At 64.9% G+C, this 13,364-nt stretch carries 12 protein-coding genes; 2 read left to right on the plus strand and 10 right to left on the minus strand.

The window, feature by feature from the left end; all coding sequences use genetic code 11:
* Positions 1-2: 2 nt before the first annotated feature.
* On the minus strand, positions 3-296 hold the full coding sequence (locus AB4Z43_RS23230; RefSeq protein WP_019856716.1) for a TFIIB-type zinc ribbon-containing protein: 294 nt from the start codon (positions 294-296) through the stop codon (positions 3-5).
* Between the two features lie 197 nt (positions 297-493).
* Entirely contained in the window at positions 494-1,483 is a 990-nt protein-coding gene (locus tag AB4Z43_RS23235; protein ID WP_441939036.1) for a zinc-dependent alcohol dehydrogenase family protein, read from the minus strand.
* Between the two features lie 102 nt (positions 1,484-1,585).
* Between AB4Z43_RS23235 and AB4Z43_RS23240 the strand changes: the two genes are divergently transcribed.
* Positions 1,586-2,488 (plus strand): LysR family transcriptional regulator, encoded by a 903-nt coding sequence (locus AB4Z43_RS23240; RefSeq protein ID WP_441939037.1) that lies wholly within the window; start codon positions 1,586-1,588, stop codon positions 2,486-2,488.
* An 87-nt stretch (positions 2,489-2,575) separates the two neighbouring features.
* A complete protein-coding gene (locus tag AB4Z43_RS23245; RefSeq protein ID WP_019856719.1) occupies positions 2,576-4,222 on the plus strand; it encodes an acetolactate synthase large subunit in 1,647 nt (548 codons plus the stop codon).
* A gap of 44 nt (positions 4,223-4,266) precedes the next feature.
* On the opposite strand, the gene AB4Z43_RS23250 is transcribed toward AB4Z43_RS23245, so the two are convergent.
* The 8 genes from AB4Z43_RS23250 to AB4Z43_RS23285 form a co-directional block, all read right to left on the minus strand.
* Positions 4,267-5,436 (minus strand): substrate-binding protein, encoded by a 1,170-nt coding sequence (locus AB4Z43_RS23250; RefSeq protein WP_019856720.1) that lies wholly within the window; start codon positions 5,434-5,436, stop codon positions 4,267-4,269.
* 80 nt (positions 5,437-5,516) lie between these two features.
* Positions 5,517-6,218, minus strand: coding sequence for an ABC transporter ATP-binding protein (locus tag AB4Z43_RS23255; RefSeq protein WP_441939038.1), 702 nt, complete (start codon positions 6,216-6,218; stop codon positions 5,517-5,519).
* Positions 6,219-6,220: 2 nt separating this feature from the next.
* Entirely contained in the window at positions 6,221-6,925 is a 705-nt protein-coding gene (locus AB4Z43_RS23260; RefSeq protein ID WP_441939039.1) for an ATP-binding cassette domain-containing protein, read from the minus strand.
* The gene (locus AB4Z43_RS23265; RefSeq protein WP_019856723.1) at positions 6,922-7,908 is read right to left on the minus strand and encodes a branched-chain amino acid ABC transporter permease; all 987 of its coding nucleotides are present in this window, start codon (positions 7,906-7,908) and stop codon (positions 6,922-6,924) included. Before AB4Z43_RS23265 ends, AB4Z43_RS23260 begins: the two co-directional genes overlap by 4 nt.
* Positions 7,905-8,822, minus strand: a complete 918-nt coding sequence (gene urtB / locus AB4Z43_RS23270) for an urea ABC transporter permease subunit UrtB (protein WP_244839622.1) — start codon at positions 8,820-8,822, stop codon at positions 7,905-7,907. The genes AB4Z43_RS23265 and urtB overlap by 4 nt, the downstream gene beginning before the upstream one ends.
* The gene (locus AB4Z43_RS23275) at positions 8,767-9,888 is read right to left on the minus strand and encodes a class II histone deacetylase (RefSeq protein ID WP_441939040.1); all 1,122 of its coding nucleotides are present in this window, start codon (positions 9,886-9,888) and stop codon (positions 8,767-8,769) included. Before AB4Z43_RS23275 ends, urtB begins: the two co-directional genes overlap by 56 nt.
* A gap of 84 nt (positions 9,889-9,972) precedes the next feature.
* The gene (locus AB4Z43_RS23280; RefSeq protein ID WP_441939041.1) at positions 9,973-12,687 is read right to left on the minus strand and encodes a LuxR C-terminal-related transcriptional regulator; all 2,715 of its coding nucleotides are present in this window, start codon (positions 12,685-12,687) and stop codon (positions 9,973-9,975) included.
* Complete coding sequence (locus AB4Z43_RS23285; RefSeq protein ID WP_167626451.1) at positions 12,684-13,331, minus strand: GNAT family N-acetyltransferase; 648 nt, start codon at positions 13,329-13,331, stop codon at positions 12,684-12,686. The genes AB4Z43_RS23280 and AB4Z43_RS23285 overlap by 4 nt, the downstream gene beginning before the upstream one ends.
* Between the last annotated feature and the right edge of the window lie 33 nt (positions 13,332-13,364).

Here is a 13,364-nt window from a genome sequence, read left to right on the forward strand (position 1 = left end):
GGTCAATCGAACAATTCTTCGAAGAAGGATTTCTTCCGCTTGGGGTAGCGGTGGCCCTGCGAGCGCGAATAATCGTCATCGCGGCCGTGTTGCGGCTGGGAGAAGGCTGCCGGCTGTGGCTGCGCCGCAGGCGACGCTTCCCTGCCGGAACGCTCGATGATCTTGTCGAGTTCGCCTCGATCAAGCCAGACGCCACGGCACTGCGGACAATAGTCGATCTCGATACCCTGGCGTTCGCTCATCACGAGCGCGACGCGGCAGGAGGGGCAAACCAAACCAAGGAGGGAAGATGTCATACGGGGCTCCAAACCGAAAGGATTGAGCCCGCTTGACCGAAAAAGGCGGAAACGGGCCCGTTAAAGCGGTCCGACATCACAATCACCAGAAGCGATCGTCAGAGGGGCCCGGCCCGCACCAGACAGTTAGGAATGCCGATCCAGGCCTTCAAGGGCGATATTGCCGGCAAGTATGATTTGTCCGCCGCTGCCGTCGCTCAAACCGTTACGACGATCTTGCCGAATTGCTCGTTCGATTCGAGATAGCGGTGCGCCTCGATGATCTGGTCGAACGCAAAGATCCTGTCGATGATCGGCCTCAGCGTACCCGCTTCCAGGCCTTCGAGGATGAATGCCTTGGCGATCTCCAGCTTTTCCGGGGCGCCGGTGATTTCGTGCACGAGATAACCACGCAACGTCAGCATCTTCCCCAACACGGCAGCCAAGGGGAACGGCGTCGGCTCGGGGCTCAACCCGCCATATTCGATGAGAATGCCGCCCTTTGACATTGCCGCCGTCAGCGGCTCGAAGATCGGACCACCGATTGCATCGAGCACGACGCGCACGCCTTGCGGCCCCGCGATCTCGCTCAGCCGTGCGGCGAGATCCTCCTCGGCCAGGACGACAACCTGCGCCGCTCCGGCATCGAGCAGGGCCTGTTTCTTTACCGATGTTCGCGTCACCGCGATCGCTGTCGCGCCAATTTTGTTGGCGATCTGGAGCGCGGCAAGCCCGACGCTGCTTGAGGCCGCGGTGATGACGACAGCGTCTCCGCTGCTCAGTTTGGCGATATCGATCAGGGCGCCATAGGCGGTGAGATATTGCATCCAGATCGCCGCCGCCGTCTGCCAGTCGAGCGACGATGGGTGCTTGACGATGAGCCTGGCGGGATAGGTGACCAGCTCGCCGTAAGCGGGCCAGCGCACCATCGATTGCGGCGGGATGACGCTGACAGCGTCGCCCGGGGCGAAATCCTTCACGCCTTCGCCTACCGTTTCGACAATGCCTGCCGCTTCCAGCCCGAGCCCGGAGGGCAGGGGCGGAGTCTCGATATAGCTGCCCGCGCGCAGCAGCGCCTCGGCACGGTTGAGTCCGAGCGCCTTGACGCGGATTTGAACCTCACCCGGACGCGGTGGAGGGAGGTCGATATCCTCGATGCGCAGAACTTCGGGACCGCCATGCTGGTGGAAGCGGACAATACGAGCCATTCGGGTTACTCCTAATTATCTGAACCGAATGAGCTATGCAGGCAGAGGCTTCATGGATAAATGGGCGTAGGGATAAAGCAGTAGAAACCAGAGGTTTCGAATATGGATAGGCTCGAGAGCATGGCCGTGTTCGTCAAGGCGGTCGACCTTGGCTCGTTCGCGGCTGCGGCGGTGGCGCTCGACCTGTCCGGGCCGATGGTGGGCAAGCATATCCGCTCTCTCGAAGAGCGGCTCGGCGTACGCCTCATCAACCGCACCACGCGCCGCCAGAGCCTGACCGATTTCGGCCGCGCCTATTACGAACGCTGCCGCATCGTGCTGGCCGAGGCGGAAGCCGCCGATGCGCTGGCCGCCGACCAGTTTTCGGAACCGAGAGGCAGACTGCGCGTGACCATGCCGGCGCATTTCGGCCGCCACTGCGTCACCCCCGTGTTGCTGAAGCTGGCGCGGCACTATCCGATGCTGGAACTCGATCTGTCGCTCAGCGACCGCTTCGCCGATCTCGCGGAGGACGGCTTTGACCTTGCCATCCGCACCGGCGATCTTGAGGACAAGGCCGGCGTGATCGCGCGCCGCGTTGCACGCCAGGGCATGGTTGTCTGTGCCGCGCCTGCCTATCTCGGAATCCATGGCGAACCGCGGCGGATCGAAGATCTCGCCGACCATCAGGCAATCGTCTATCGCCGGCTCGGCCAGGTCGTTCAGCCCTGGCTGTTTGCGCGTGAAGGGCAATCCGTACAGGAGATCATCCGCAGCGGTCGGCTGCGGCTCGACGATCTCGACGCCATCGCCGATGCAGCGGCCGAAGGCATGGGGCTGGCGTGGCTACCGTGGTGGCTGGTCCGCGAGCGCATAGAGGCCGGTGCGTTGGTCGCGCTGTTGCCGGACCAGCCGCACTATCTCTACGACTGCCATGCGCTCTGGCTGCAGACGCCGCATCTGCCGCTCAAGGTTAGGCTCGCCATCGATGCGCTGGCAGCCGCCCTGCCGAAACTGATGGGCTGATCGCCGAGAGCAGGCTTGCGCTCTTTGAGGCGCCGCTTACCAATGCCATATGAAGGCGGAACGTGCGCATTGCAGGAGAGGCGGTTCATGACCAAAGGTTCGGATCTGTTCGTGGCGGCCCTCGAGAATGAAGGGGTCGACCGGATTTTCGGCATTCCCGGCGAGGAGAATCTCGACATCGTCGAATCGATCCGCCGCTCGTCGATCCAGCTGATCTTGACCCGACATGAGCAGGCCGCTGCTTTCATGGCTGCCACTTATGGCAGGCTCACCGGCAAGGCGGGCGTGTGCATCACCACGCTTGGCCCCGGCGCGCTCAATCTGACGACCGGGGCGGCCTATGCGCTGCTCGGCGCGATGCCGATGATCATGATCACCGGCCAGAAAGGCATATTGTCATCACGGCAGGCGCGCTTCCAGATCGTCGACATCGTCGCGGCGATGAAGCCGCTGACCAAGCTGTCGCGCCAGATCGTCTCGCCCAAGATGATCCCCTCGCTGGTGCGCGAGGCCTTCCGCGTTGCCCAGGAAGAGCGGCCCGGCCCGGTGCATCTGGAACTGCCGGAAGACATCGCGGCGGCCGAGTGCGAGCCGGTGGCGCTGGTGCCGACGCATCCGGTCGAGCTGCCGCTGGCCAGCGCGGACGCGCTCGATCGCGCCGCCCGCATGATCATGGAGGCCAAGCGTCCGCTGCTGATGTTCGGCGCGGCGGCGTCGCGGCCGCGCGTGACCCCCGATGTCGCCCAGTTCGTGCTGCGCACGCAAATACCCTATTTCACCACGCAGATGGGCAAGGGCACGGTGCCCGGCGGCACCGAACTCTATATGGGAACGGCGGCACTGTCGGAGCGCGACTATGTGCACGAGGCCATCGAACAGGCCGATCTGATCATCACCATCGGCCACGACACGGTGGAGAAACCGCCCTTCATCATGGGCGCCAACGGGCCGAAGGTCATCCATGTCGGCTACCACTCGGCCGATGTCGAGCAGGTCTATTTCCCGCAGGCCGAGATCGTCGGCGACCTTGGCCCGTCGCTGGCGCTGCTGGCGGACCGTATCGAGGGCAAGATCCCCAACGCACAGGCGCTGCTGCCACTCAGGGAAGGCATTTTGAGCCGGATCGCCGCGCGCGCCACCGAAGACCGCTTCACGCCGCAGCGCATCGTGCATGATGTGCGTGCCGTAATGCCGGCGGACGGAATCCTCGCCCTCGACAACGGCATGTACAAGATCTGGTTCGCGCGCAACTACCGCACGCGCATGGCAAACACGCTGCTGCTCGACAATGCGCTGGCCACGATGGGCGCCGGCCTGCCGTCGGCGATGATGGCGTCACTGCTCTATCCCACGCGCCGTGTCATGGCCATTTGCGGCGATGGTGGCTTCATGATGAACAGCCAGGAACTGGAGACCGCCGTCAGGCTGAAGCTCAACCTCGTCATCCTGCTGCTCGAAGACCATGCCTATGGCATGATCCGCTGGAAGCAGGCGGTCGACGAATTCCCGGATTTCGGCATGACCTTCGGCAATCCCGATTTCGTCAAATACGCCGAGGCCTATGGCGCCAAGGGAACCAGGGTTATGGAGATCGCCGATTTGCGGCCGGCGCTGGAGCGGGCCTTCACCGGCGGCGGCGTGCATCTCGTCGTCGTGCCCATCGACTATTCCGAAAACACCAGGGTGCTTGTCGACGAATTACGCGAGCGGCTGCCGGCGCCGCGTACGCCGTGACGGCGGCCGAAAAGCCGCCGTCAGGACCTCTCGGGTGTAAGATCCTACACCTTGCAGTAAGGCGTGACCGGCGTGATGGCGCCGAAATCCTTAGCGATCTCGTAGCTGATGCCGTCCGCCGCCGCCTTGCCGACATAGGAATGGCAGAGCGTGTGGTTGTTGGAGGCATCGACGCGGATCTTGCCTTGCGGCGCGTCGAACTCGATGGTGGGCAATGCCTTGAGCACATCGTCATCCCTGAGTGACCCGGCCTTCTCCGCGGCCAGCGCATAGAGATGCAGGCCGTTGTAGCCGGCTTCACCGATGCCGTTGACCATCTTCTCCTGGCCGAACTTTTCGCGGAAGCTTGCGATGAACTTCTTGTTGACCGGATTGTCGAGCGCCATCCAGTAAGGCTGCGGCGCATAGGTGCCGGCGGCGACGCCGGGCGGCAGCGCGTCCTTGTTGAAAACCTCGTCGAGCGGCGCGATCAGCGGCTGCTTGATGTCGAAAGAGCGATATTGCTTGAGCTGCGTGACGGCATCGTTGCCGACCACCATCGACCAGACGACATCGGGCTTCAGCGATTTGATCTTCTGGAAAGCCGGGCCGAAATCCGTGGTGCCGAACGGATAGTAGTCGGCGCCGATGATCTTGCCGCCGGCCTTCTCATAGGCCGCCGTGATCGCCTCGGTCATCTTCTGCGGCCAGGCGTAGTCCGAGGCCATGACATAGATCGTCTTACCGAGATTCTCGGCCACCCACGGCATCATCGGGTCGACCTGCTGCATCGGGATCGGCCCGGTGGCGACGAAGTAGCGGTTGCATTCGCCGCCCTCGAAATTGGTCGGGTAGAAGAACAGCTTCTTGGCTTTCGAGGTCACCGACAGCGTCGCGCTGCGCTCGGGCGAAATGATCGTGCCCATGACCACGTCGACCTTGTCTTCGTTGATGAGCTTGCGCGCCTTGTCGATCGAGCCCTTGGTCGTCGTCTGGTTGTCCTCGATGAACAGTTCGACCTGGCGACCGCCAATGCCGTTGGCGGCATTGAGCTCGGCGGCGGCGAGCTTGTAGCAATTGAGCAGCGTCTCACCGAGGATCGCCTGCAGTCCGGTGATCGGGATCGACAGGCCGACCTTGACGGTATCGGCGGCGCGCAGGATCGACGGCGCGCCGACCATGGCGAAGGCGGCGGCTGCGCCGCCGGATTTCAGTATCGTTCTTCTGCTTATCATTGTTATGTTCCCTTCCAGTCCAGGCGCGCCCCATGCACGCCTTACAAAGTCAGCAGGTCCAGATGCGCTTCAGGCGCGCCTCATAGGGCCAACAGGTCCTTCAGCAGGCTCTCGTCGGCGAACGCCTCCGGCGTGCCCTCGTGCACGATCCTGCCCTTTTCCATCACCAGGCAGCGGTCGGCCGCCTTCAGAACGAGATCGAGATTCTGCTCGACCAGAACGATCGCGATGCCGCGCTCGCGGGCGATGCGCGGCACCAGCTCGGCGATCGACTGCACGATGTTCGGCTGGATGCCTTCCGAGGGTTCGTCGAGCAGCAGCACCGACGGCAGGCCGCATAGCGCGCGGCCGATCGCCAGCATCTGCTGCTGGCCGCCCGACAGCGTGCCGGCGATTTGCGCCTCGCGTTCGCGCAGGATCGGAAAATAGCCGAAGATGTCGTCAGGAATGCCGCCGTCGCCACGGTCCATGGCTGCGCGCGTGCCGACCTCCAAATTCTGCCGCACGGTCAGCTGGTTGAAGATGCCGCGGCCCTGCGGCACATGCGCTATGCCCGCCCGCGCCCGGCGGAAGGCCGCCGCGTCGGTAAGGTCATGATCGCCGAGAACAACCGCGCCGCCGCTCGCCTTCAGGCCACCGGCGATGACGCGCAGCAGCGTCGTCTTGCCGGCGCCATTGCGGCCAAGCAGGCCGACGACTTCACCCGGTGCCACGCTGAGATCGATGCCGTTCAGCACAGGGAGCAGGCCGTAGCCGGCCGAGACCGCGAGTGTCCGCAGCATGGTCAGCGCCTCCCCAGATAGACATCGCGGACCATTTCGTCGGCCTCGATGTCGTGGAAAGGACCGCTGCGCAGCCGGCGTCCCTGGTGCAGCACCAGCGTCTCGCAGTTCAGCGCCCGCACGAAGCGGATGTCGTGCTCGACAGCGACGATCGAGAACTCGCCCTTGAGCCGCAACAGCATCTGCGCGGTCGCCAGCGTTTCCTGCGGCGTCATGCCGGCGGTCGGCTCGTCGAGCAGCAGCAGCCTTGGCTCAATCGCCAATGCCATGCCGATCTCCAGCCATTGCTTCTGGCCGTGCGCCAGTTCGCCGGCCAGCGTGGCCGCGCGGCTGCCAAGCGCGACCAGGTCCAGCAGCTCACCGACCGGACGCACCGGCGACGAGGTGCCCCACCGTGCGACCTTGAGATTGTCCTCGACCGAGAGGCTCGGAAAGACCGACGGGATCTGGAATTTTCGGGCGATGCCGAGCCGGGCGATGCGGTGCAGCGGCAGGCCGGCAACGTCGTGGCCGAGGAAGCGCACGCTGCCGCTGGTCGGGCGAAGTGTGCCGGTCAAAAGGTTGAGGAAGGTGCTCTTGCCGGCGCCGTTCGGCCCGATGATGCAGCAGAGCTCCCTGTCGCGCACCGTCAGGTTCAACCCTTCCAGCGCTTGCAGCCCGCCAAAGCGTATGCCGACATTCTCGGCCTGAAGCAGCACGTCGCTCATTGCGCTTGCCTCCGGCCCTTGAACAGGCTCTTCAGCCGCGCATAGATCGACAGGATGCCGTCCGGCAGCACGAAGACGATGACGACGAAGACGCAGCCGAGCAAAAGCGGCCACAGGCTCGGGTTGAAGCTGCTGATCGTCTGCTGCGCGCGCTGTATGGCGATGGCGCCCAGCACCGGACCAAGCAGCGTGCCGCGCCCGCCAACCGCTACCCAGACGATGACTTCCGTCGACAGCAGCAGCCCGGACAGGTCGGGTGCCACCAACCCGGCCATGCAGACATAGAGCGCGCCCGCGAGCCCGGCGATCGCCGCGGACAGGACGAAGGTGACGAGTAGCCTCAGCGGCGCATTGTGGCCAAGGGCGGCCGCCCGGACTTCATTGTCCTGGATGGCGGTCAGCACGGTGCCCCAGCGACCTCTGCTGAGCGACCACAGCACCAGCACGACCACCGCAACGATCGCCGCGACGAAGATGTAACTCGGCAGATCCTGGCTGAGATCGACATGTATTTCGCCAAGATCGAAGGCGATCGGCGGAATGCCGATCAGGCCGCTGTCGCCACCGGTGACCGAGCTCCAGGAGACGGCGGCCTGCTGGCAGATGACGCCCATGGCAAGCGTCACGATGGTGAAGTAGCTGCCGCGGATGCCGCCGAAGAACAGGAAGTAGCCGATGATGGCGGCGACGAAGGCAGCACCCGCAATCGCGCCCAGGATGCCGAGCAGGCTGCCCAAGGGGATGGCGTCGTTGAGCGTGACCAGCGCCATGATGTAGCCACCAATGCCGAAGAAGGCGGCGTGGCCGAAACACAGGATGCCGGTGCGGCCCCAGAAGAAGTCGAGGCTCGCCGCGAACAGGCCGAAGATCAGCGCGTCGCGGATCACCGTCAGCTGGTAGCCGTCGGCGATGAACGGATAGACGACGGCGAGCGCCGCGCAGACGGCGAAGATCAGCAGCCAGTTGCGGTCGCGGGCGATCATCGCGACGCTCCGTTGAACAGGCCGTTGGGCCGCAGCCGCACGGCGACGATGGCCGCCAGCAGCACGATCGCCTGCGCCAGCGATGGCGAGATCTGGTAGTTGAGCACACTGGTCAGCCCGCCGACGAAGACACTGCCGGCGACGAGACCGCCGATCGAGCCGACGCCGCCGACAATCACGACGAAGAAGGCATTGGCGAGGTAGTTCACCCCCATCTGCGGCAGCACGATCGCCAGCGGTGCGACCAGGCCGCCGGCGAGCCCGGCGATCGCCGCGCCAAAGGTGAAGGCGATGGCGTAGGTGCGCCGCGTGTTGATGCCGACGCCTTCGGCCATTTCGCGGTTCTGGATGACGGTGCGGATGTCGAGGCCGAACGACGTCCGGCTGATCAGCAGCACGACACCGAGCAAGGTCAGCATGGCGATGGCGATCAGGATCAGCCGATAGGCGGGATAGACGGTGAAGAACAGGTCGAACGTGCCCTCGATCGGCGGCGTCACCGGCTTGGCGCCGAGGCCAAAGGTTAGTTCCAGCCCCTGCTGCAGGATCAGGCTGACGCCCCAGGTGGCAAGCACGGTCGAGACCGGCCGCGAATAGAGATGGCGGATGATGGCGAACTCCAGGATGCAGCCGACCACCGCGCCGGCGATGGGTGCGGCGGCCAGCCCCAGCCAGAACGAGCCGCCCACGCTCTGGACGAAATAGACCGCGAAGGCGCCGACAGTGACGAATTCGCCATGCGCCAGATTGGTCACGTTCATCAGGCCGAAGCTGATCGCCAGCCCGAGCCCGACCAGCATCAGGATGCTGATCAGCGTCAGCGCGTTGAGGAGCGTGGTGACGACAAAATCCATCGTGTCAGCCAGCACTTGCGAGGCGTTGGCGCAGGCCTGCGAGCAGGCCTTCGGCCGCATCGATCACCGCGGCCTGATGCGGCTGCAAGTCCTGCCCGGCCCATTCGTCGATATGGTCCGACAGCGGATCGATCACTTCGGTGCGGTGATTGGCGAGCGTCTCGATGACGGCATGGCCGCAGAACGGCACATAGCCTTCGGAATAGCCGCCTTCATGGGTCATCATCAGCCGGCCCTTCGATGTCTCGGCTGCCAGCGCCACCATGCGCGCGGCAAGGCGCCGGAAGCATTCGCTGTTAAGCATCATGCGGCCGAGCGGATCGAAGCCCGACGCGTCGAAGCCGGAGGCAACAATGACGAGATCCGGTTTGTAGGCGCGCAGCGCGGGGGCGACGATGCGGTCGAAGGTGGCTTCATAGGCGCCGGTGCCGCTGCCGGCCGGCAGCGGTATGTTGATGTTGTAGCCTTCGCCTTCGCCCTTGCCATTGTCGGCCATCGCGCCGCGCCCGGTCGGATAGAGATTGTCCTGGTGCAGGGAAATGGTCAGCACCGACGGATCGGAATAAAACACCGTCTCGGTGCCGTTGCCATGATGCACGTCCCAGTCGACTATCGCCGCGCGGCCAAGCAGGCCTTCATGCTGCAGCCGGCGCACGGCAATGCCGATGTTGGAGAACAGGCAGTTGCCCATTGCTTGGTCGGGCTCGGCATGATGGCCCGGTGGCCGCGCCAGCGCATAGGCGTTGTCGACACGGCCGGTCAGCACCGCGCGCATCGCGGCATAGGTGGTGCCGGCCGAGAGCAGGGCGATGTCGAAACTGTTGAGGCCGATCGGTGCCTGGGGGCCGGCGAAGCCGCAGCCGCGTTCGCTGAGCATGCGGATGTCGTCGACATGGCGCTGCGTGTGCACGCGCAGCAGGTCCTCGACCGTCATCGGCTCGGCAAGGATCGGCACCAGATGGCGCGCCAGGCCACTGACCTGGATAAGGTTGTTCAGCCGGCGCTTCGACCCCGGCGATTCCAGGTGCCGTCCTGGTTCCACGAAACGGCCGGGAGGCATCATGTCGGCGCTGGGGCCGGTGTCATGCCACATCAGCTGTTCGTGAAAAACGTAACCTGTCGCCATAAGCAGCGTCCTCTAAAATCTGGACGACGCTAGCAGGCTAACGATCCCATGGCCCGACCCGAAAGAGGGGGGCACGCGGGATGTCTATGCCCCTCCTTTCGGAGGGGGGCGGAGGTTTGCGGCCGCCTGCGCGGCACGCACGGCCTGGACGCGATTCGAGACCGAGAGTTTGCCGAAAATATTCTTCAAATGCCATTTCACCGTCGTTTCGCTGACCGAAAGCGCGACCGCGATATCGCGGTTGGACATGCCTTCCGACAGGCAACGCAGCAGCTCGGACTCGCGCTGGGTGAGATGTTCCTTCTCGGCTGCAGGGGCGGCCAATTTGCGCGTCGCCATGGGCATCGTCTGCGCGGCATCGATGATACGCGTCGCATAGGCCGACAGGGACGGGTCGGTTTTTGCCTGCGCCGCGCGCAATCGCATCAACGCTTCGACCACGGGCCTGCCCTCGTCGACGAAGGAACGGATGAAGCCGGAAGGCTGGGCAAGGCGTAGCGCTTCGAGGAGATGACGGTCGGCCTCGCGCTGGTCATGGCCGGCGGCCTTGGAGCGCAGGATCAGCGCCAGTATGTGGCGGCGCATGCGGCCGCTGCTTTTCGTCCGCTCAAGCAGCGCGCCGAAAAGTGCCGTGGCCGCCGCGTAGGATTTTTCGGCCGTCAGCAGCCGGCCTTCGGCGAAGAACTCGAATTCGTTGGCGACGGTAGGGGCGGTTTCAGTGCTTTCGCGGCGATGATCGTCGAGCAGGCCGCGTGCCTCGGCGACACGGTTCTGGTCGATGAGCAGCCGGATGCGATCATGCACCAGCACCGACGCGAGGCGGCGGTAGACGGAGCCGCGCACGCGCTGGTAGACGCGCTCCAGCATGTCGAGTGCCGCGTCGCCGCGACCGGTCAGCTGCAGCACGCGGGCATAGGTCGGCACGCTGGCCAGCGGATAGACGATGACCGCGGCGCCTTCGATCAGCGGCCCGAGATTCTCGACCAGCGTCAGCGCCTCGCCGGATGCGTTGGTCTCATAGGCGAGTTCGGCCAGCAGCGTTCCGGCCAGCGCCTCGGCATAGGAGTTTGCGCCGATCCGCGTCCTGGCCTCGATGATCGTGTTGCGCAGCAGCCTTTCGGCGGCGGGCAGGTGGCCGGCCGAGCGTTCGATGACCGCCATGTAGCAATTGGCGATGGTGACGCCGAGCAGGCTGCCGCTTCGCTCATGCGCCTGGCGTGCTGCGTCCGCCGCCGCCCGCGCGCCCTCGAGGTCGCCCAGCGCATAGAGATTGTAGCCGATGACATTGGCGGTCGCCCCTTCCATGAACCAGGCATCGGGCGCGATGATGCGGAGCGCGGACTGTGCGGTGTCGCGCGCGTCCTCGAACCGCTCCAGCGTGCTGTGCACGGCGGCATCGAGGACGGCGATTTCGGCCTCGATCGTGGTGCCGGTCAGCGTGCCCGGATCCTTGCCGTCGGCCGGCCCGGTCTCGATCAGCTTGCGCGCATTGGCAAGTGTCTGCTGGGCAATCTCGGGCTGGCTTGAGTGCACCGCCAGCCATAGCACGATGAGCTGCAGCCGGATGCGCTGGTCGACCAGTTTCCTCGGCAACAGCGCCAGCAATTGGCGCACATAAAGCAGCTGGCACTGGGCGATGAGCTCGAGCGCGTTGTTCTCGACGAACACCGCTGCGCGGGCCTGGTCGCCGGCGGCGAGCGCATGCCCGATCGCCTCGGTCAGCATCTTGCGTTCGCCGAACCATTCGGCGGCGGCCAGGTGCAGCGGTGCGATCATCTCCGGCTCGCGCCGCTCCATTTCGCGGCTGAGGAAGTCATGGAACAGATGATGATAGCGGAACCAGCGCCGCTCCTCATCGAGCGGCACGAGGAAAAGATTGCGGGTCTCGATCTCGGTGATATCGGCCTCGGCATCCGCCGCCCGCAGGACCGCCCGGCACGCTTCGGCGCTGAAGCGCGCGAAGATCGAACTGTGGAGCAGGAACTTCGCCAGGGCCGGCGGCAGCCCCAGGAAGACTTCGCCCATCAGGAAATCGGCGACGTTGCGGTTGGCGCCGGTGAAATTGCCGATAACGGTTTCCGGTGCATGCTCGGCGCTGAGCGACAGCGAGGCGAGTTGCAGGCCGGCGGCCCAGCCCTCGGTCCGCGAGCACAAGGCCTCGACGGTACCGCTGCTGACGCTGAGGCCCAATTTGTCATTGAAGAAGGCTTCGGCTTCGGACGAGGCGAAGCGCAGATCGTCCGGGCCGATTTCGAAAACGTCGCCAAGCACTCTGAGCTTGCCGAGCTGCAGGTCGGGCAGGTTGCGCGAGCCGATGACGAAGGCGATGTTGGCGGGCGCCTGCCGCGTCAGGCGTTCCATGAAGCGCTTCACCGCCGCCGCCTCGATGACGTGGTAGTCGTCGAAGAACAGGGTGATTTCGGCGTCGCGCGCCGCAAAACCCATCACCAGTGCCGCGAGCACCACGTCGAGCTGGGGGATAGGGCTCGACTGGAAGGCGAGGTCGAGTTCGGCCGGGTTCTGGACCAGGTGGCGCAGCGCGCCCACCAGATGCGACAGGAAGGCGCCTTCGTCATTATCCGTCGCCTCGCAGGACAGCCATGCCGTCAAACGGCCGTGGCGCGCGACCTCGGCCGCCCATTGCGCCATCGTCGTCGACTTGCCGAAGCCGGCGGGCGCCGCGAACAGCACGATGCGCGTGTCGACATGCCGCTCCAGCCTCGACAGGATGCTCTCGCGCCGCACCCACCGGCGATGGTGAGACGATGACAGGCCGGCGGGTTGCGAAGATGGTCTCATCTGGCGACGGGCACCCATTCCGTTTCGATCAACGGGATTTGCGGGGCGGCATCGCGCGGCAGGGTTCCCTTGATCCGGGGATCGTCGGTGATTTCGAAACCGGTCGCATAGGGCTTAAACCCGCAAGCCTGGTAGAAACCGATGACGCTGTGATGGTCGATGCTGCTGGTGTGCAGCCAGATGCGTCCCGGCGCGAGGCGCCATGCCTGATCGAGCGCGCCAGCCATCAGCCGTTTGCCGAGGCCACGACCGGTCAAGCCGGGGAACAGGCCGAAATAGGTGATCTCGATCTCGTTGTCGTCGGCCATGCGGAACTCGACCATGCCGACATGGCCGCCACTCTCATCACGGCCATAATAGAGATGCTGGCACGGATCGGCGAAATGCGCTGATATTTCGGCATCCGACATTTCGGCGGCGCGGTCCCACAGCCAGGGAGCACCGATCTTGAGGAAGATCGCGCGGTAGGCGGCGCTGTCGGGTTTGGCGATCCGGGTCATCGCCAGGGGCTGGGCGAAACCCGGCACCGGGGCGCGCGCCTCCATCCACGTCACCGCATTGACGATCTTGCCGGCCGGCACGCGCCGGTAGCCTGACGTGAGATCGGTGATTTCATCCGGCAATGCGCCTTCGGTGACCAGCATCTGTCCTCGAACTCTGCCAAGCGGTTTCGCCAG

This window comes from Mesorhizobium sp. 2RAF45 (assembly GCF_052115225.1).
In the GTDB taxonomy this organism is placed as follows: Bacteria; Pseudomonadota; Alphaproteobacteria; order Rhizobiales; family Rhizobiaceae; genus Mesorhizobium; species Mesorhizobium jarvisii.

What these genes read in the sequence shown, in the direction of transcription:
- AB4Z43_RS23230 (WP_019856716.1), bottom strand. Translation starts at nt 296, where the DNA reads ATGACATCTTCCCTCCTTGGTTTGGTTTGCCCCTCCTGCCGCGTCGCG.
- AB4Z43_RS23235 (WP_441939036.1), bottom strand. Translation starts at nt 1,483, where the DNA reads ATGGCTCGTATTGTCCGCTTCCACCAGCATGGCGGTCCCGAAGTTCTG.
- AB4Z43_RS23240 (WP_441939037.1), top strand. Translation starts at nt 1,586, where the DNA reads ATGGATAGGCTCGAGAGCATGGCCGTGTTCGTCAAGGCGGTCGACCTT.
- AB4Z43_RS23245 (WP_019856719.1), top strand. Translation starts at nt 2,576, where the DNA reads ATGACCAAAGGTTCGGATCTGTTCGTGGCGGCCCTCGAGAATGAAGGG.
- AB4Z43_RS23250 (WP_019856720.1), bottom strand. Translation starts at nt 5,436, where the DNA reads ATGATAAGCAGAAGAACGATACTGAAATCCGGCGGCGCAGCCGCCGCC.
- AB4Z43_RS23255 (WP_441939038.1), bottom strand. Translation starts at nt 6,218, where the DNA reads ATGCTGCGGACACTCGCGGTCTCGGCCGGCTACGGCCTGCTCCCTGTG.
- AB4Z43_RS23260 (WP_441939039.1), bottom strand. Translation starts at nt 6,925, where the DNA reads ATGAGCGACGTGCTGCTTCAGGCCGAGAATGTCGGCATACGCTTTGGC.
- AB4Z43_RS23265 (WP_019856723.1), bottom strand. Translation starts at nt 7,908, where the DNA reads ATGATCGCCCGCGACCGCAACTGGCTGCTGATCTTCGCCGTCTGCGCG.
- urtB (WP_244839622.1), bottom strand. Translation starts at nt 8,822, where the DNA reads ATGCGGCCGAAGGCCTGCTCGCAGGCCTGCGCCAACGCCTCGCAAGTG.
- AB4Z43_RS23275 (WP_441939040.1), bottom strand. Translation starts at nt 9,888, where the DNA reads ATGGCGACAGGTTACGTTTTTCACGAACAGCTGATGTGGCATGACACC.
- AB4Z43_RS23280 (WP_441939041.1), bottom strand. Translation starts at nt 12,687, where the DNA reads ATGAGACCATCTTCGCAACCCGCCGGCCTGTCATCGTCTCACCATCGC.
- AB4Z43_RS23285 (WP_167626451.1), bottom strand. Translation starts at nt 13,331, where the DNA reads ATGCTGGTCACCGAAGGCGCATTGCCGGATGAAATCACCGATCTCACG.